Source organism: Wolbachia endosymbiont (group A) of Trypoxylon clavicerum, from assembly GCF_947251665.1.
GTDB lineage: Bacteria > Pseudomonadota > Alphaproteobacteria > Rickettsiales > Anaplasmataceae > Wolbachia > Wolbachia pipientis.
The window spans coordinates 913123-929741 of sequence record NZ_OX366374.1 but is presented as its reverse complement, the minus strand read 5'-3'; the positions used below and the strand labels follow the sequence as shown (position 1 = coordinate 929741).

Here is a 16619-nt window from a genome sequence, read left to right as displayed (position 1 = left end):
CTTTTTCTCTCTTTTCATATTTTTTGTCCACAGAGCCTAGGCTCTGTGGACAAAATTTTAGAGAAGCCATACAAGAGCTCCAACAAAATTGAGAAAACCAATAAAAACCTCAGCAGTTTTATCAAATCTGGAAAAAATGCGCCTAAAATTTTTAATTTTACCAAAAAAACACTCAATCAAATGACGTTCTTTGTAGATATGCTCATCGTAATACCTTTGCACTTTTCGATTCCGTTTTGGCGGAATAACTACTGTACATCCCTTGTCTTCAAGACTTGTAACAAAGGCATTGCTATCGTAGCCCTTGTCAGCTACTACAGTAGAGTTATAGATACTTTCGGTCAACACTTGTGCCTGCGTAATTTCATTTCTTTGACCAGGAGTCAGAGTAAATTTAAGTGGATTTTCAAGTGCATCGACAAGCGCATGTATTTTAGTTGTAAAGCCACCTTTGCTCCTCCCTAAAGCTTCTTGATCCTTGGAGTTTTTTGTATATCCAGATGAACATGGATGGGCTCGGATGATCGTACCGTCGATTATAGCAACTTCTAAATCAGGCTCTTGTTTAGTATATTCAAGCAATTTTTTCCAGACATCTCTTTCACACCATCTTTTAAATCGCTTATGTATACTCCTGTAATTACCATAAGTTTTTGGTAAAAGTCTCCATTGGCAACCACTTCGCACTATGTACCACACTGCCTCTATGAATATTCTTAAACGTTTTTCATCTTTGCTGTGCATTCCTTTTACGCTTTTTATGAACTCTAAAATTTGTTTCCAATTTTCCTCTTTGATGTAATATTGCATATGGTAGTTTCTCCATTTTTTACCTATTAGGCTAAACTACCATCTTTTTCTCTCTTTTCATATTTTTTGTCCACAGAGCCTAGTTCTGAGCCGATAATCTGGCCAATTGGCCCAAAAATGCTGCCTGCTTGACCAAAAATTGATGATAAAACTATTGTGGACATAATGATCCTCCTTTTGATAGATTTTTTTGAAATTGTTGAGAAAGATCCAAGTGTCACGCTACTTGGATGACACCTATAACCTTGTCATCCCAGTGCTTCCTCCTTTGTCATCCCAGTGCCAATTTTTGTCATCCCAGTGCGTGACACTGGGATCAAGGAATTTTGATTGGACAACGAGTTGGTAAGTGTAAAGGTAGCTAATCTTATGTTAAAACACAACGTTTTTAATGGGATTGCGTGAAGACTGGATTCCAGTATCAGCTACTTGCATGACACCATCCTTTTTTCTGGATCCAAGTAGTCAAGGCACTGGGATGACAAAAACGGTACAGTCCGCGGTAGCGCGTAACGCTGGAATCTAGTACCTCATTCTCTTGTCATCCCAGTGCTTCCTCCTTTGTCATCCCAGTGCTTGACACTGGGATCCAGGAATTTTAATTGTAAGCAAGCACACTGAGTTGATAAGTATAAAAATGGCTGAAAAATAAACATTTTTGATGAGGTCACATAGAAAGCTGGATCCCAGTGTCAAGCACTGGGATGACACCCTTCCCTGGTGGACTCAAATCACAATGTTTGTACAGTTGTGCATAGGATGACGCAGATTAAGAATAAAAATCAAGGAAATTCAATAACTTACAATAAATAGTTGAAGTTTTTAATTAAGAAAAGCACATGAGTAAATCGTGTAGCTATAATCATTGTAAGCAACAATGAAAAAGTGCGGAAGTAGAAATTTGGGTTGACAAAATAAGAAAAAATATAGTATATTAATAATATTGATATTAACTTGAACTAATTATGCCAGCAGTAGTAAATACACCAGACAACATACAAAGACCGTCAAAATTAAAAAAAGCAAAAGAAATTCTGCTAGCTCCTGTAAGGTGGCTAATCACAGGTTTATTTATAGTATTACTTATAATGCTCATTATCTCGGCCCTAGTCTTTATTCTAGCCTTCATGGCATTGGATAAACTGTATCATCTTGCAGGAGGCAAAGCACCAGAATGGTTAGAGCAAAGAGCTGAAGCATTTATGGAGGCAGCACGTATTCCACAAACAACGCATGATACTGATGTAAATGATGCAATTAATATTAACGTTCAAAAGCTAAAAGAAAACTACGGTGAGCCTGATATTGATGATAAGTTTATAGAGGAAATAGAAGGATTTATTGATCAGTTAGAGTGCATAGCAAATGGCACACAAAAAGCTGCAGATAAAGATCAACTTACAGAAGATGAGAAAAAACATGCACTTGAGTGCTTGAAGCGTATAAAAAATAACCCTGGTACACATAGTGGAAGCGGGTTAACATTGAGGCAAGTTTTAAATTTAGTTTGGAAGGCTTGCAACGATCAAACTAGAGCAAATAATATAGCTATTAATACCCGCATATCACAGAGAAAATATCAACTGGTTAAACATTTAGTAGAATCGCAAACAGAATACGGAGTGCATGGTGGTCGTGGTTCAAGTGCATGTTTTACTGGTACCTTCAACAGTATTGTCTCTTCCTTGTACACTTTTGAAGAGTTTTCCTTCTTGCAAAAAGCAGATAAGAATACTATAAAGCAGGAATTTGAAAATGAGCTGCAAAAAAAGGTAGAAGAACTATTTAATCAGCTTTCCAATGATAAAGAAAAAAAAGAAGTTGCAGAAGCCTTAAGTAATCCTTCTACAAATTTCTTTTCAAGCTATGTAGAGTCATTTAAAAACCACTCTGCACGTGCAGTTTTAGGTGATAAAGAATGCGACAAATTAGTTAAAACTCATCTTAGTAATCTTCAGTACAATAGCACAATATCTTGCTTTACCTAAAGTAATCACTTAACTAACGGCAAAGTGATACCATGCTGATTCATATATTTTCCTTTCATATCATCATATGATTTCTCGCATTCACTTTCGCCTCTTAAAAATACGAATTGGCATGCGCCTTCATTAGCGTAAATTTTCGCAGGAAGTGGAGTGGTGTTTGAGAATTCGAGTGTAACATGACCTTCCCATCCAGGTTCTAAGGGAGTAACGTTTACTATAATTCCACATCTTGCGTAAGTTGATTTACCAACACAAATGACCAGTACATTCCTTGGTATACGAAAATATTCCACTGTACTTGCAAGCACAAAGCTATTTGGTGGAATTATGCATACGTCTGTTTCTTTATCTATAAAACTATTCTCAGAAAAATTTTTAGGGTCCACGATAGCTGAATTAACGTTAGTAAAAATTTTAAATTTATTATCCACTCTTGCATCGTAACCATAAGATGATAGTCCGAAAGATATAACACCTTTGCTGCTTTTGTGATTCACAAAAGGTTCTATCATTCCAAAATTTTCAGCTTTTTCTCTTATCCATTTATCTGGCATAACTGCCATAACTGTTCCTTAAAGTTGTGTAATACTTACAATAATATAAAATAAAATTTAAATGTAAACTGTAGCTTTTGTCATGCAAGTAGCTTGTATCAAATCACAATGTTCGTACAGTTATGCGCATGGCGCTGGGATGACAATGGATTATTAACTAACAAATTGTACTTCGTCACATGGTAAACGATGTCATTCCAGTCTGGAATCCAGAAAACTTACCAGGTAATAAGAACTGGATCCCAGTGTCTGGGCACTGGGATGACATCCTCCTAGGCTCTGTGGACAAAAAATATGAAAAGAGAGAAAAAGATGGTAGTTTAGTCTAATAGGTAAAAAATGGAGAAACTACCATATGCAATATTACATCAAAGAGGAAAATTGGAAACAAATTTTAGAGTTCATAAAAAGCGTAAAAGGAATTGCACAGCAAAGATGAAAAACGTTTAAGAATATTCATAGAGGCAGTGTGGTACATAGTGCGAAGTGGTTGCCAATGGAGACTTTTACCAAAAACTTATGGTAATTACAGGAGTATACATAAGCGATTTAAAAGATGGTGTGAAAGAGATGTCTGGAAAAAATTGCTTGAATATACTAAACAAGAGCCTGATTTAGAAGTTGCTATAATCGACGGTACGATCATCCGAGCCTATCCATGTTCATCTGGATATACAAAAAACTCCAAGGATCAAGAAGCTTTAGGGAGGAGCAAAGGTGGCTTTACAACTAAAATACATGCGCTTGTCGATGCACTTGGAAATCCACTTAAATTTACTCTGACTCCTGGTCAAAGAAATGAAATTACGCAGGCACAAGTGTTGACCGAAAGTATCTATAACTCTACTGTAGTAGCTGACAAGGGCTACGATAGCAATGCCTTTGTTACAAGTCTTGAAGACAAGGGATGTACAGTAGTTATTCCGCCAAAACGGAATCGAAAAGTGCAAAGGTATTACGATGAGCATATCTACAAAGAACGTCATTTGATTGAGTGTTTTTTTGGTAAAATTAAAAATTTTAGGCGCATTTTTTCCAGATTTGATAAAACTGCTGAGGTTTTTATTGGTTTTCTCAATTTTGTTGGAGCTCTTGTATGGCTTCTCTAAAATTTTGTCCACAGAGCCTAGGCTCTGTGGACAAAAAATATGAAAAGAGAGAAAAAGATGGTAGTTTAGCCTAATAGGTAAAAAATGGAGAAACTACCATATGCAATATTACATCAAAGAGGAAAATTGGAAACAAATTTTAGAGTTCATAAAAAGCGTAAAAGGAATGCACAGCAAAAGACCTGCTGCAAAAGGTGATTGAAAAAATGATGTGAGAGGGGTAGAAGAAGAATAAGCAGATCAAGTAAGGAAAAAAAATGAGCTTTAGTTACTATAATATGAAAAAACACCCAAGAAACTTTCGTAATATAACAGGTTTAAGTATAGAGGAGTTCGAAAAAGTAGTAGAAAAAGTGAGGTCTGGATGGAAAAAACTTGAAAAACAGAAAAAGTGTCATGGTAGAAGATCAAAACTACCAACTCTGGAAGATAAGTTGTTTTGCGTAATTTTGTACTATCGCACTTACATAACACATAGATTTTTAGGATGCCTATTCAATGTGCACAACGCAAATGTATGTAGGTTACTTAAGAGAATAGAGCCATTACTCGCCAAAAAAGTGACTATAACAAAAGATAGAAGTATGACGCCAGAAAAAATACTGAAGATTTTGGCTGATGTTACAGAACAGCAAATACAGAGGCCAGAAGATAGTAAAAAACGGAAGAAATCATATTCAGGAAAAAAAAGAACCAACACTATGAAAACTGAGATTATTATCGAAGAAGGAGGAAGAATTTTATCAGTGTCAAAGTCATACCGTGGTAGAATTAGTGATTTTCGCATAAGGAAACAAGAAAAATATTTACCACTTGATAGCATAAAACATGCTGATTCTGGATATCAAGGTTGGCAAAAATTGCAAAGCAATGTTATAATTCCATATAAAAAGTATCGTAAAAAGCCATTAACTCCAGAGCAGAAAGAGCATAATAGAAGGTTAGCATCATTTAGAATGAGAGTAGAAAATAAGATCCGAGAGATAAAGATATTTAAGATTATGTCGAATGTTTATCGCAATTTTCAGAAAAAATATAACTTGAGGTTCAATATTATTGCTGGTATTGTAAATCTTAAGCACGCCTTTTAGTTAACCTTGATTTTATTCACCCTCCTTTCCTTTTTTTTATCGCTTGATTCGCAGCAGGTCTAAAGATGAAAAACGTTTAAGAATATTCATAGAGGCAGTGTGGTACATAGTGCGAAGTGGTTGCCAATGGAGACTTTTACCAAAAACTTATGGTAATTACAGGAGTATACATAAGCGATTTAAAAGATGGTGTGAAAGAGATGTCTGGAAAAAATTGCTTGAATATACTAAACAAGAGCCTGATTTAGAAGTTGCTATAATCGACGGTACGATCATCCGAGCCCATCCATGTTCATCTGGATATACAAAAAACTCCAAGGATCAAGAAGCTTTAGGGAGGAGCAAAGGTGGCTTTACAACTAAAATACATGCGCTTGTCGATGCACTTGGAAATCCACTTAAATTTACTCTGACTCCTGGTCAAAGAAATGAAATTACGCAGGCACAAGTGTTGACCGAAAGTATCTATAACTCTACTGTAGTAGCTGACAAGGGCTACGATAGCAATGCCTTTGTTACAAGTCTTGAAGACAAGGGATGTACAGTAGTTATTCCGCCAAAACGGAATCGAAAAGTGCAAAGGTATTACGATGAGCATATCTACAAAGAACGTCATTTGATTGAGTGTTTTTTTGGTAAAATTAAAAATTTTAGGCGCATTTTTTCCAGATTTGATAAAACTGCTGAGGTTTTTATTGGTTTTCTCAATTTTGTTGGAGCTCTTGTATGGCTTCTCTAAAATTTTGTCCACAGAGCCTAGCGGAAATTGCTCTCAAATCACAATGTTCGTACAGTAAGCTGCTTGCAGACACCATTGTTACAATGTTCATGCAATTAAAATAGCGGTAATTGGATTAGCTATAGGTCAATCACAAGAGAAAATTAAAGCTTTTCAGTTTGATTTTTTGTTACAATAATTAGATTTATGGTCTTAACTAAAAATAATGCTTAGAAACTTTCTCCTGATTTTTGTATTCGTATTATTCACGCCGCTGTCAAATGCTGATGCCAGGAAATACATCAGAATTGTTGGATCTTCAACCGTTTTTCCTTTTATCTCGTTTATAGCCGAGGAGTTCAATCGTGTATTCCCTTTTAAGACTCCAGTTGTGGAATCAATAGGAAGTGGATCAGGGTTCAAAATGTTTTGCTCAGGAATAGGGGAAGACACGCCAGACATCACCACTTCATCTCGCCCTATGAAGGAAGTAGAAAGAGAACTATGTAAAAGGAATAAAATTAATGAAGTAATAGAGATCATCATTGGCTATGATGGAGTTGTCATTGCAAATTCAAATCAAAGCCATAGATTTGATTTCACAAAAAAGGACTTATTTGAAACTTTATCTGCATATTCTCAAGAAAATGATAAATTAGTAAAAAATAATAAGAAGTTTTGGTCTAATGTAAATCAAGCCTTACCAAAAACAGAAATTGAAATTTATGGTCCACATCAAAATACAGGCACATACGAAACTTTGGTTAATTCTATTATGCTTGATCAATATTCATGCATGAACTCAAGAATTTTCAAAGAGAATTACAAAGATCAGGAAGAAAGAAAGAAAGCATGTGGTAATATAAGGGATGACGGAAGGTATATAGAAGTTGGAATTAATGAAAACATAATAATACAAAAATTGAAAAGTAACAAGAATGCCTTAGGGATATTTAGTTTTAGCTTTTTAATGAGGAATCAAGATAAAATACAAGGGAGCACAATTGCAGGAATTGAGCCAACTTACGAAAATATATCATCGGGAAAATATATATTAGCAAGACCTCTATACCTTTACATAAAGAAAGAACACCTGGATACTGTTGATGGATTAAGAGAATTCATTAAAGAAATTATAGATTCGATCGGCATTGAAGATGGGTACCTATCTAGGCTTGGTCTGATCCCACTTTCAAGTGAAGATATAAAGAAAGCTTCAGCAAAGGTTTATGATATAACGTGACGGCAACACTTTTTTTATATTCTTTGTTCTAGCGGTGCGCACAACTGTACGAACGTTATGATATAAAAGTAATTTTTACTAAGAGAGGTGTCATTCCAGTCTGGAATCCAGCTTTCCATCCAAGAGCCAGTGCCTCTTTCTTGTCATCCAAGTACCCTCTTCTTGTCATTCCAGTGCTTGACACTGGAATCCAGCCTTTTCATAATCATCAAAACGTTGTATTTTAACATAAAACGGCTACTTTTATGCTTACCAACTTAATAAAATTCCTGGATCCCAGCGCGCCGCGCTGGGATAACAATGGATTACTGATTAACAGCTTTTTGCATTATTGCAATACTCAGAAACAACTGGGTCCGAGCTTTTCGTATTTGGGCTTTCTGATTTCTCACAAACCTTAGCAATACCAGCACCTATTAATATAACTGCTGCTAAAACTGTTAAAGCCAGTGCAACTGCAGGATACGCTAGCACATAGGCTGCAACAGCACCAACTGCGCATAGTCCACCAACACCTAGGCTCTGTGGACAAAAAATATGAAAAGAGAGAAAAAGATGGTAGTTTAGCCTAATAGGTAAAAAATGGAGAAACTACCATATGCAATATTACATCAAAGAGGAAAATTGGAAACAAATTTTAGAGTTCATAAAAAGCGTAAAAGGAATGCACAGCAAAGATGAAAAACGTTTAAGAATATTCATAGAGGCAGTGTGGTACATAGTGCGAAGTGGTTGCCAATGGAGACTTTTACCAAAAACTTATGGTAATTACAGGAGTATACATAAGCGATTTAAAAGATGGTGTGAAAGAGATGTCTGGAAAAAATTGCTTGAATATACTAAACAAGAGCCTGATTTAGAAGTTGCTATAATCGACGGTACGATCATCCGAGCCCATCCATGTTCATCTGGATATACAAAAAACTCCAAGGATCAAGAAGCTTTAGGGAGGAGCAAAGGTGGCTTTACAACTAAAATACATGCACTTGTCGATGCACTTGGAAATCCACTTAAATTTACTCTGACTCCTGGTCAAAGAAATGAAATTACGCAGGCACAAGTGTTGACCGAAAGTATCTATAACTCTACTGTAGTAGCTGACAAGGGCTACGATAGCAATGCCTTTGTTACAAGTCTTGAAGACAAGGGATGTACAGTAGTTATTCCGCCAAAACGGAATCGAAAAGTGCAAAGGTATTACGATGAGCATATCTACAAAGAACGTCATTTGATTGAGTGTTTTTTTGGTAAAATTAAAAATTTTAGGCGCATTTTTTCCAGATTTGATAAAACTGCTGAGGTTTTTATTGGTTTTCTCAATTTTGTTGGAGCTCTTGTATGGCTTCTCTAAAATTTTGTCCACAGAGCCTAGTTTACAAGCAAACTTTTCTGGATCCCAGTGTCAAGCACTGGGATGACATCATAGGGGCTACTCGGATGACATCATAGGGGCTACTCGGATGACATCATAGGGGCTACTTGGATGACACCATCTGCCACCTGCAAATTGCAATGTTTGTACAGTTGTGGGCGGTATAGCTATAGATAGTATTAGCTATTTAATAAAAAGATCGTAGCTAAACCAAGAAATATAAAAGCTGAGAGAATATCAGTTGTTGCCGATGTTAGGATTGAAGAAGAAACGGCAGGGTCAGACTTTAAACGGTGAAGCATTATAGGAATGAAAGTTCCGATGAACGTTGCAATAATTGACATCATAATCATGGAGACCACAAAAATCATCTCCACTTTGAAGCTGTGAAACCTTATTGCTAACACTACTAATGAAATAGTAGATAAGATCACCCCGTTTATAAGACCTATTAAAAATTCTTTCATCAGTATTCTTTTTGTATTTTGCTCAGTTAGATATTTTGTTGCGATTGCCCGGATGGTTAGCGTTACTGTTTGGGATCCTGCATTTCCGCTCATTGATGCAATTATCGGCATGATTATTGGCAGTACTATAAAACTTTTTATTACATCATCGAAAAAGCCAACTACTATGGAACACATTGTTGCAGCTAAGAGGTTAAACAGTAACCAAGGTAGCCTTTTAATTATAGTTTTATGTATAGGGGCATTTATATCGGCTTTAGAAGATACACCGCTTATTTTGAGTACATCCTCTTCTGTTTCTTGTTGAACAACTTTTATCACATCTTCAATTAAGATCACACCAATAATTTTACCATTCTTATTTACTACCGGAGCCGATAATAGAGAGTAATCTTTAAATATTCTTGCTACTTCCTCTTGGTCTATTCCAGTTTTAATGATTTTTATGTCATGATCCATTATCTCTTTTATTATTGTGTCTCCTGAGTGAGATATTACCTTATTTAAATTAACACTGCCTATAGGCTCTAATTTTGAGTTGATAATGAATATCTGGTGAAATTTTTCTGGTATTTTTTTATAGTTGCACACAAATTCTGTCAGTTGATTTATTGTCCAATAATATGGAGCTATAACCATATCTTTATGTATTAACCTTCCTGCACTTTCTTCTGGATATGATAGCAACTCCTCTACCGATTTCTGAGTTTTGCTGGGCAAATAGTAAAGTATATTTTCTACAGACTTTCTATCTAAATCTTTCACTATGGTTACTATATCTTCTACATCAAGGAGCATTAGTAACTTTGCTGTATTTTCTATTCCCAATGTTTCTATGATCTCTATTTGTAAATCTGGCACTACATGCACTAGGGCATCACTTAACAAATGTTGATCGAGGATATTAACTAATTTCTCCCTGTGATCACTGATTGAAGTAGATAAAAAATAAGCTAACTGAACGCTATCTATCGTTTTTACAATACTACGAACATTCTCTAGCTCCTCGTTATCAAGTGACTCTATTAAGTCATCAATAGCCTTTTTGTCTAAACCATAATGGGAACTTATTTCAATATTCATTACTTTACCTTGTTTTTTAATAAATATACGCGCTTGATTTCTTTAAACATTAAAGTATAATGAAATTATTTAAATTAACTATCATATGGTTAAATTTCTATTTTGTTTACTGTTATTGTTATTGATAGTAAATATATTAAAATCTAAAGTATAATGAAAACTTATCCAGAAATTCTTGAACACTTTCAAAGCTTAAATAAAAGTATTTCTCTTATCAGGAGGTGTCTTTGACATAGAAAAATTAAAGTTGCGTCTTGAAGAGCTTGACTCCCAAGCGTCGAATGATGACCTATGGCAAGATAACCAAAAAGCACAAGAAGTTTTAAAAGAACGTTCTAAAATTAAGAATGACGTAGAGTCGTTTTTAAAACTGAAAAGCGATTACAACGATGCCATCAGCTTAATGAAGTCTGCTATTGATGAAAATGATGAAGAATTTTTCTCTGAAGTTGAAAATGAATTAGCTAAGCTAGAGAAATTAATCAAGTGTAAAGAAACAGAGTCCTTATTTACTGGTGAAGCAGATAATAATAACTGCTTTTTAGAAATCCACTCAGGAGCTGGCGGAACCGAGAGCAATGATTGGGCTGAAATGCTGATGCGCATGTATATAAGGTGGGCAGAAATTTATCACAACTTTAAAGTTGAAGTTGTAGAAAAATTAGAAGGAGAGTCAGTTGGTATAAAGTCTGCAATGATAAAAATCGTTGGAGAAAAAGCTTATGGGTGGGCAAAAAGTGAAAGTGGAATTCACAGGCTGGTTAGAATATCGCCATTTGATGCAAATGGTAAACGTCATACCAGTTTTGCAAGTGTAGGAGTAACTCCAGTGATCGAAGATTCAATTGATATTGCTGTGGATGAAAAGGATCTAAAGATCGACACCTACCGTGCTTCCGGAGCAGGCGGTCAGCATGTGAACAAGACTGAAAGTGCGGTACGCATTACGCATATTCCAACTGGTGTTGTAGTTCAATGCCAAAATGGTCGTTCTCAACACAGAAATAAAGATGAGGCGTTAAAATTACTTAAAGGACGTTTATACCAAATTGAACTGGAAAAAAAAGAACAGAAAATGGCTGAAGAATATGGTAAAAAATGCGATATAGGCTGGGGCAATCAGATCAGATCGTACGTTATGCATCCATATCAAATGGTGAAGGATTTAAGAACCGGACATGAAGTGGGCAATATAAATTCTGTTTTTGATGGTAATATAGATTGTTTCATAGTTAGTGTGCTTACTAATACCAATTCCCGCTACACAAGTAACGGATAGACAATAATAGAAAAAAAGCCATACTGAAGTAAGTAAAGTAGCGAGGTTTAAATGGCATTAAGATCAAAATTATTGGATGAAAAAGTGGTGGAATCAGCAAAAGAAATGCTGAAGAAAGTAAGAAATAACGCATATGTTGCAAAAAAACTAAATGCTGTAATTGCAGCAAAAAAGCACAGTATAACAGCCGTAGCAAAGATATGCTGCATTTCAAGAAAGGCACTTACTGCATGGATAAAGCACCTAAAATTTGGCAGAGAAGAAAAATTATTTGCTCCGCCTCAACGCCGTAGGCTCTGTGGACAAAAAATATGAAAAGAGAGAAAAAGATGGTAGTTTAGCCTAATAGGTAAAAAATGGAGAAACTACCATATGCAATATTACATCAAAGAGGAAAATTGGAAACAAATTTTAGAGTTCATAAAAAGCGTAAAAGGAATGCACAGCAAAGATGAAAAACGTTTAAGAATATTCATAGAGGCAGTGTGGTACATAGTGCGAAGTGGTTGCCAATGGAGACTTTTACCAAAAACTTATGGTAATTACAGGAGTATACATAAGCGATTTAAAAGATGGTGTGAAAGAGATGTCTGGAAAAAATTGCTTGAATATACTAAACAAGAGCCTGATTTAGAAGTTGCTATAATCGACGGTACGATCATCCGAGCCCATCCATGTTCATCTGGATATACAAAAAACTCCAAGGATCAAGAAGCTTTAGGGAGGAGCAAAGGTGGCTTTACAACTAAAATACATGCGCTTGTCGATGCACTTGGAAATCCACTTAAATTTACTCTGACTCCTGGTCAAAGAAATGAAATTACGCAGGCACAAGTGTTGACCGAAAGTATCTATAACTCTACTGTAGTAGCTGACAAGGGCTACGATAGCAATGCCTTTGTTACAAGTCTTGAAGACAAGGGATGTACAGTAGTTATTCCGCCAAAACGGAATCGAAAAGTGCAAAGGTATTACGATGAGCATATCTACAAAGAACGTCATTTGATTGAGTGTTTTTTTGGTAAAATTAAAAATTTTAGGCGCATTTTTTCCAGATTTGATAAAACTGCTGAGGTTTTTATTGGTTTTCTCAATTTTGTTGGAGCTCTTGTATGGCTTCTCTAAAATTTTGTCCACAGAGCCTAGAAAAACTATATTGAATCAAAGTCAACGTGAACAAGTTGAGGTGTGGATAGAGGAAAACCCCAATATTATAGCTCTTTCCATAAAAGTCCGGATGTGATAGGATAAGGATAGATGATGATAAGGAGGTTGAATGCCAGCAGCATATAGTTATGATTTAAGAAAAAAAGCAATGGAAGCGCTAGGCTCTGTGGACAAAATTTTAGAGAAGCCATACAAGAGCTCCAACAAAATTGAGAAAACCAATAAAAACCTCAGCAGTTTTATCAAATCTGGAAAAAATGCGCCTAAAATTTTTAATTTTACCAAAAAAACACTCAATCAAATGACGTTCTTTGTAGATATGCTCATCGTAATACCTTTGCACTTTTCGATTCCGTTTTGGCGGAATAACTACTGTACATCCCTTGTCTTCAAGACTTGTAACAAAGGCATTGCTATCGTAGCCCTTGTCAGCTACTACAGTAGAGTTATAGATACTTTCGGTCAACACTTGTGCCTGCGTAATTTCATTTCTTTGACCAGGAGTCAGAGTAAATTTAAGTGGATTTCCAAGTGCATCGACAAGTGCATGTATTTTAGTTGTAAAGCCACCTTTGCTCCTCCCTAAAGCTTCTTGATCCTTGGAGTTTTTTGTATATCCAGATGAACATGGATGGGCTCGGATGATCGTACCGTCGATTATAGCAACTTCTAAATCAGGCTCTTGTTTAGTATATTCAAGCAATTTTTTCCAGACATCTCTTTCACACCATCTTTTAAATCGCTTATGTATACTCCTGTAATTACCATAAGTTTTTGGTAAAAGTCTCCATTGGCAACCACTTCGCACTATGTACCACACTGCCTCTATGAATATTCTTAAACGTTTTTCATCTTTGCTGTGCATTCCTTTTACGCTTTTTATGAACTCTAAAATTTGTTTCCAATTTTCCTCTTTGATGTAATATTGCATATGGTAGTTTCTCCATTTTTTACCTATTAGGCTAAACTACCATCTTTTTCTCTCTTTTCATATTTTTTGTCCACAGAGCCTAGACGAAGGAGAAAGCAGAGAAACAGTGGCAGCAAGATTTAAGATTGGATGAACTACTTTATGGGAGTGGCAGCAAAGAAGAAAAGAAACAGGAGACTTTCAATCAAAAAAACTTGGAAATGGGGGTTACAATCACAAAATTACCGACTGGGATACCTTTGCCAAATTTGCCAGAGAACACGGAGGAAAGACTCTATCGGAAATGGCTAAACTTTGGAACAACGTTAGTATCCAAACGATCTATCGAGCCCTTAAAAAAATTGGATTTACGCGCAAAAAAAGACATATGGATACAAGGAAAGAAACGAAGAAAAACGTGCTGAATTTTTGAAAATTATAGCGACAAAAGAACCTAAAAACTTAGTGTATATAGATGAGTATGGCATTGATAACACCGAAGACTACCCCTACGGATATTGCCAGAAAGGACAGCGGTTTTATGCCTTAAAATCTGGAAAGAAAACTCAACGAATCAGTATGGTTGCAGCCTTAAGTGGAAGAAAGATAGTTGTTCCGTTAACCTTTGAAGGCCACTGTAATATGGATGTTTTTAATGGATGGTTTGAGCAATTTTTGACACCGATCTTGGAACCTGGACAGACTGTCATTCTTGACAATGCTACTTTTCATAAGTCTGATAAGATTATCGAGCTTGCTAAAGGGGTTGGTGCAGAAATTTTGTATCTGCCGCCTTATTCTCCAGATTTCAACAAAATTGAGCATCATTGGTTTGCTATAAAAAACAGAGCCAGGAAAAACATTCCTCTATTCGAATCCTTTCGTCGTGCTGTTGATTCTGCCTTCCTATGACCTGTTTGGACTATTATGAGAAATGCTATACTATAAAAGAAATGAAAATAAGAATTCAAGAAAAGTTTGGTTTGAATATCAGCAAATCTACAGTACACCGTAATATGCAAAGAATGAAATTCTCATATATCACATCAAGACCACGCAGCATAATGGTCTGTTCTAGGCTGTTGGCTAGACTTTGCCTAAGTTGGATTTTCACCAACTGTATTCTAAACGCTTACTTGGCGCACCCATAACAAAAATGCCTGAAAAACGTTAATAATTATACACTATTATTAATAATTATTCAATTATATTTTTAAGTATTACAATTTTTGAAGCTAATGGATTTAATCGCAAAGCCATAGGATGACAGAAATTTAATGATCCAGGATATACTCCTTTGTTAAGGGAGATTGAGCATTTTCGAATATTTTTTGAGTGCTTCCAGACTCAACAATTCTGCCATTATGAAAGAAAATTACACTATCAGATAACTTTTTAGCTTGCTTCATTGAATGAGTCACCATAATTATAGTAAATCTTAATTTCAGCTCTTGTATAAGATTTTCGATTGCATTGGTTGCCATTGGATCAAGAGCAGAGCACGGTTCATCCATTAATAAAATAGTTGGCTTCACTGCAATTGCGCGAGCGATGCATAGCCTCTGTTGTTGGCCACCGGATAAATTGAGTGCGCTATCTTGCAATCTGTCCTTCAATTCTTCCCATAAACCAACCTTGGTTAAACTATTTTCCACCATCTCATTCAATTTTTGCTTATCCTTCGCCATACCATGCAATTTTGGCCCATAAGCAACATTATCATATATTGATTTTGGAAAAGGATTTGGCTTTTGAAATACCATACCAACTTTTGCTCTAAGTAGTACAACATCCATATCGCGTGAATATATATCACCCAGCCCATCGATATCTAATTCACCAACAGTTTTGCAACCTGGTACATAGTCATTCATACGATTAAAACAACGCAAAAATGTTGATTTACCGCACCCGGATGGTCCGATAAAAGTAGTAACTTTTCTTTTATAAATATTCAAATTTATATCGAATAAAACTTGCTTAGAGCCGTACCAGAGATTTAAATCTTTAACAGAGGCACGTGTATTGCTCATATCACATCCTGCATTGAATAGAGCCCCGGAATTTCTCTTTTATTTTCGTATAGCCATACTGCTGCTTGAACAGCTCCTCTAGCAAATGTTGTGCGATCAATTGCTTTGTGGTTTAGTTCTATCCGTTCATCAGAATTAACAAACATCACGCTGTGATCTCCTATTACTCCACCTCCACGAGATACTGCAAAACCTATTCCCCCCTTTTTCCTTATGTTTGAACCACTATGTAAATATTGATTGGACTGAAAATCCACTTTTGAAGCGTTAGCAATTGTTTTGCCAAGTTCTATAGCTGTTCCAGATGGTGAATCCTTTTTTAAGTTATGATGCATTTCCCAAATCTCAACGTCATATTCATTACCTAAAAGCTCAGCAGCTTTTTTTACCAATTTCAGCAACACATTAACCCCAACACTCATATTTGCTGACCACAATATTGGAACTTCAGCAGCATACTCTTTTAAATCGACACCTTCTATTCCAGTTGTGCCACTAACCAGCGGTGTTTTAAATTTTACAGCTGCTTTAAGGCAGTCTAACATACATTCTTTAGTTGTAAAATCTATTACAACGTCGGATAACTCAAATACGTCACTGATAGAACTTGTAACCTTGATTCCTAGATTGGCCATAATTGGTCCAATATCTGAATCTATGTACTTACTGCCTGAACGGGCAACAGCACCTGCTATTTCCACTTTGGTATTTGTAATTAATTCATTGAGTATTTTCTTGCCCATTTTGCCTAAGCAGCCTATTACTCCAACTCTGATTTTCATAAAGCTTTCTAGG

General features: G+C 35.8%; 16 protein-coding genes and 3 pseudogenes. 11 read left to right on the top strand and 8 right to left on the bottom strand.

What is annotated here, in order from left to right:
- Window positions 1–57: 57 nt before the first annotated feature.
- Window positions 58–810, bottom strand: a complete 753-nt coding sequence (locus OPR60_RS04810; RefSeq protein ID WP_265040107.1) for an IS5 family transposase — start codon at window positions 808–810, stop codon at window positions 58–60.
- Window positions 811–836: 26 nt separating this feature from the next.
- Complete coding sequence (locus OPR60_RS04805) at window positions 837–974, bottom strand: hypothetical protein (RefSeq protein WP_265040132.1); 138 nt, start codon at window positions 972–974, stop codon at window positions 837–839.
- Between the two features lie 801 nt (window positions 975–1775).
- Between OPR60_RS04805 and OPR60_RS04800 the strand changes: the two genes are divergently transcribed.
- Window positions 1776–2798 carry a hypothetical protein gene (locus OPR60_RS04800; RefSeq protein WP_265040131.1) on the top strand — a complete coding sequence of 341 codons (1023 nt, stop codon included), beginning with the start codon at window positions 1776–1778 and terminating at the stop codon, window positions 2796–2798.
- A gap of 5 nt (window positions 2799–2803) precedes the next feature.
- Here the strand turns inward: OPR60_RS04800 and dcd are convergent, their stop codons facing one another.
- A complete protein-coding gene (gene dcd, locus OPR60_RS04795) occupies window positions 2804–3361 on the bottom strand; it encodes a dCTP deaminase (protein WP_265040130.1) in 558 nt (185 codons plus the stop codon).
- 413 nt (window positions 3362–3774) lie between these two features.
- On the opposite strand from dcd, the gene OPR60_RS04790 reads away from it, so the two are divergent.
- The 5 genes from OPR60_RS04790 (at window position 3775) to OPR60_RS04770 (ending at window position 8864) form a co-directional block, all read left to right on the top strand.
- Window positions 3775–4461, top strand: coding sequence for an IS5 family transposase (locus OPR60_RS04790; protein ID WP_406829739.1), 687 nt, complete (start codon window positions 3775–3777; stop codon window positions 4459–4461).
- Between the two features lie 278 nt (window positions 4462–4739).
- Window positions 4740–5552 (top strand): transposase, encoded by an 813-nt coding sequence (locus OPR60_RS04785; RefSeq protein WP_265040287.1) that lies wholly within the window; start codon window positions 4740–4742, stop codon window positions 5550–5552.
- A 43-nt stretch (window positions 5553–5595) separates the two neighbouring features.
- On the top strand, window positions 5596–6291 hold the full coding sequence (locus OPR60_RS04780; RefSeq protein ID WP_265039936.1) for an IS5 family transposase: 696 nt from the start codon (window positions 5596–5598) through the stop codon (window positions 6289–6291).
- 205 nt (window positions 6292–6496) lie between these two features.
- The gene (locus OPR60_RS04775) at window positions 6497–7513 is read left to right on the top strand and encodes a substrate-binding domain-containing protein (RefSeq protein ID WP_065095420.1); all 1017 of its coding nucleotides are present in this window, start codon (window positions 6497–6499) and stop codon (window positions 7511–7513) included.
- Between the two features lie 598 nt (window positions 7514–8111).
- Entirely contained in the window at window positions 8112–8864 is a 753-nt protein-coding gene (locus tag OPR60_RS04770; RefSeq protein WP_265039632.1) for an IS5 family transposase, read from the top strand.
- Between the two features lie 200 nt (window positions 8865–9064).
- Here the strand turns inward: OPR60_RS04770 and mgtE are convergent, their stop codons facing one another.
- Window positions 9065–10435: a magnesium transporter gene (gene mgtE, locus OPR60_RS04765; protein ID WP_265040129.1), complete on the bottom strand. Its 1371-nt coding sequence runs from the start codon at window positions 10433–10435 to the stop codon at window positions 9065–9067.
- A gap of 153 nt (window positions 10436–10588) precedes the next feature.
- Between mgtE and prfB the strand changes: the two genes are divergently transcribed.
- From prfB to OPR60_RS04750, 3 genes and pseudogenes are all read left to right on the top strand, one after another.
- Window positions 10589–11714 (top strand): peptide chain release factor 2 gene (gene prfB / locus OPR60_RS04760; RefSeq protein ID WP_406829737.1). Its coding sequence is split into 2 segments (ribosomal slippage): window positions 10589–10654 and window positions 10656–11714, totalling 1125 coding nucleotides; the frame shifts between segments, so codons are not numbered across the junction.
- A gap of 51 nt (window positions 11715–11765) precedes the next feature.
- Window positions 11766–12008 (top strand): annotated as a pseudogene (locus OPR60_RS04755) (IS630-like element ISWpi10 family transposase); the annotation flags it as partial.
- Between the two features lie 78 nt (window positions 12009–12086).
- Window positions 12087–12839 carry an IS5 family transposase gene (locus OPR60_RS04750; RefSeq protein ID WP_265039632.1) on the top strand — a complete coding sequence of 251 codons (753 nt, stop codon included), beginning with the start codon at window positions 12087–12089 and terminating at the stop codon, window positions 12837–12839.
- A gap of 86 nt (window positions 12840–12925) precedes the next feature.
- Here the strand turns inward: OPR60_RS04750 and OPR60_RS04745 are convergent, their stop codons facing one another.
- Window positions 12926–13072, bottom strand: coding sequence for a hypothetical protein (locus OPR60_RS04745; RefSeq protein ID WP_265040127.1), 147 nt, complete (start codon window positions 13070–13072; stop codon window positions 12926–12928).
- A complete protein-coding gene (locus OPR60_RS04740) occupies window positions 13060–13812 on the bottom strand; it encodes an IS5 family transposase (RefSeq protein WP_265039632.1) in 753 nt (250 codons plus the stop codon). Before OPR60_RS04740 ends, OPR60_RS04745 begins: the two co-directional genes overlap by 13 nt.
- Window positions 13813–13873: 61 nt before the next feature.
- On the opposite strand from OPR60_RS04740, the pseudogene OPR60_RS04735 reads away from it, so the two are divergent.
- Window positions 13874–14703 (top strand): annotated as a pseudogene (locus OPR60_RS04735) (IS630 family transposase).
- Window positions 14704–14732: 29 nt separating this feature from the next.
- Window positions 14733–14846, top strand: a pseudogene (locus OPR60_RS06850) (winged helix-turn-helix domain-containing protein); the annotation flags it as partial.
- Window positions 14847–15065: 219 nt separating this feature from the next.
- On the opposite strand, the gene pstB reads toward OPR60_RS06850, so the two are convergent.
- A complete protein-coding gene (pstB, locus tag OPR60_RS04730; RefSeq protein WP_265040126.1) occupies window positions 15066–15824 on the bottom strand; it encodes a phosphate ABC transporter ATP-binding protein PstB in 759 nt (252 codons plus the stop codon).
- On the bottom strand, window positions 15821–16606 hold the full coding sequence (gene dapB / locus OPR60_RS04725) for a 4-hydroxy-tetrahydrodipicolinate reductase (protein WP_265040337.1): 786 nt from the start codon (window positions 16604–16606) through the stop codon (window positions 15821–15823). Before dapB ends, pstB begins: the two co-directional genes overlap by 4 nt.
- Window positions 16607–16619 lie beyond the last annotated feature (13 nt).

Coding starts and splice junctions, on each gene's coding strand:
- dcd (WP_265040130.1), bottom strand. CDS start 3,361: ATGGCAGTTATGCCAGATAAATGGATAAGAGAAAAAGCTGAAAATTTT.
- pstB (WP_265040126.1), bottom strand. CDS start 15,824: ATGAGCAATACACGTGCCTCTGTTAAAGATTTAAATCTCTGGTACGGC.
- OPR60_RS04800 (WP_265040131.1), top strand. CDS start 1,776: ATGCCAGCAGTAGTAAATACACCAGACAACATACAAAGACCGTCAAAA.
- OPR60_RS04810 (WP_265040107.1), bottom strand. CDS start 810: ATGCAATATTACATCAAAGAGGAAAATTGGAAACAAATTTTAGAGTTC.
- OPR60_RS04805 (WP_265040132.1), bottom strand. CDS start 974: ATGTCCACAATAGTTTTATCATCAATTTTTGGTCAAGCAGGCAGCATT.
- dapB (WP_265040337.1), bottom strand. CDS start 16,606: ATGAAAATCAGAGTTGGAGTAATAGGCTGCTTAGGCAAAATGGGCAAG.
- OPR60_RS04745 (WP_265040127.1), bottom strand. CDS start 13,072: ATGGCTTCTCTAAAATTTTGTCCACAGAGCCTAGCGCTTCCATTGCTT.
- OPR60_RS04740 (WP_265039632.1), bottom strand. CDS start 13,812: ATGCAATATTACATCAAAGAGGAAAATTGGAAACAAATTTTAGAGTTC.
- OPR60_RS04750 (WP_265039632.1), top strand. CDS start 12,087: ATGCAATATTACATCAAAGAGGAAAATTGGAAACAAATTTTAGAGTTC.
- OPR60_RS04775 (WP_065095420.1), top strand. CDS start 6,497: ATGCTTAGAAACTTTCTCCTGATTTTTGTATTCGTATTATTCACGCCG.
- mgtE (WP_265040129.1), bottom strand. CDS start 10,435: ATGAATATTGAAATAAGTTCCCATTATGGTTTAGACAAAAAGGCTATT.
- OPR60_RS04770 (WP_265039632.1), top strand. CDS start 8,112: ATGCAATATTACATCAAAGAGGAAAATTGGAAACAAATTTTAGAGTTC.
- OPR60_RS04785 (WP_265040287.1), top strand. CDS start 4,740: ATGAAAAAACACCCAAGAAACTTTCGTAATATAACAGGTTTAAGTATA.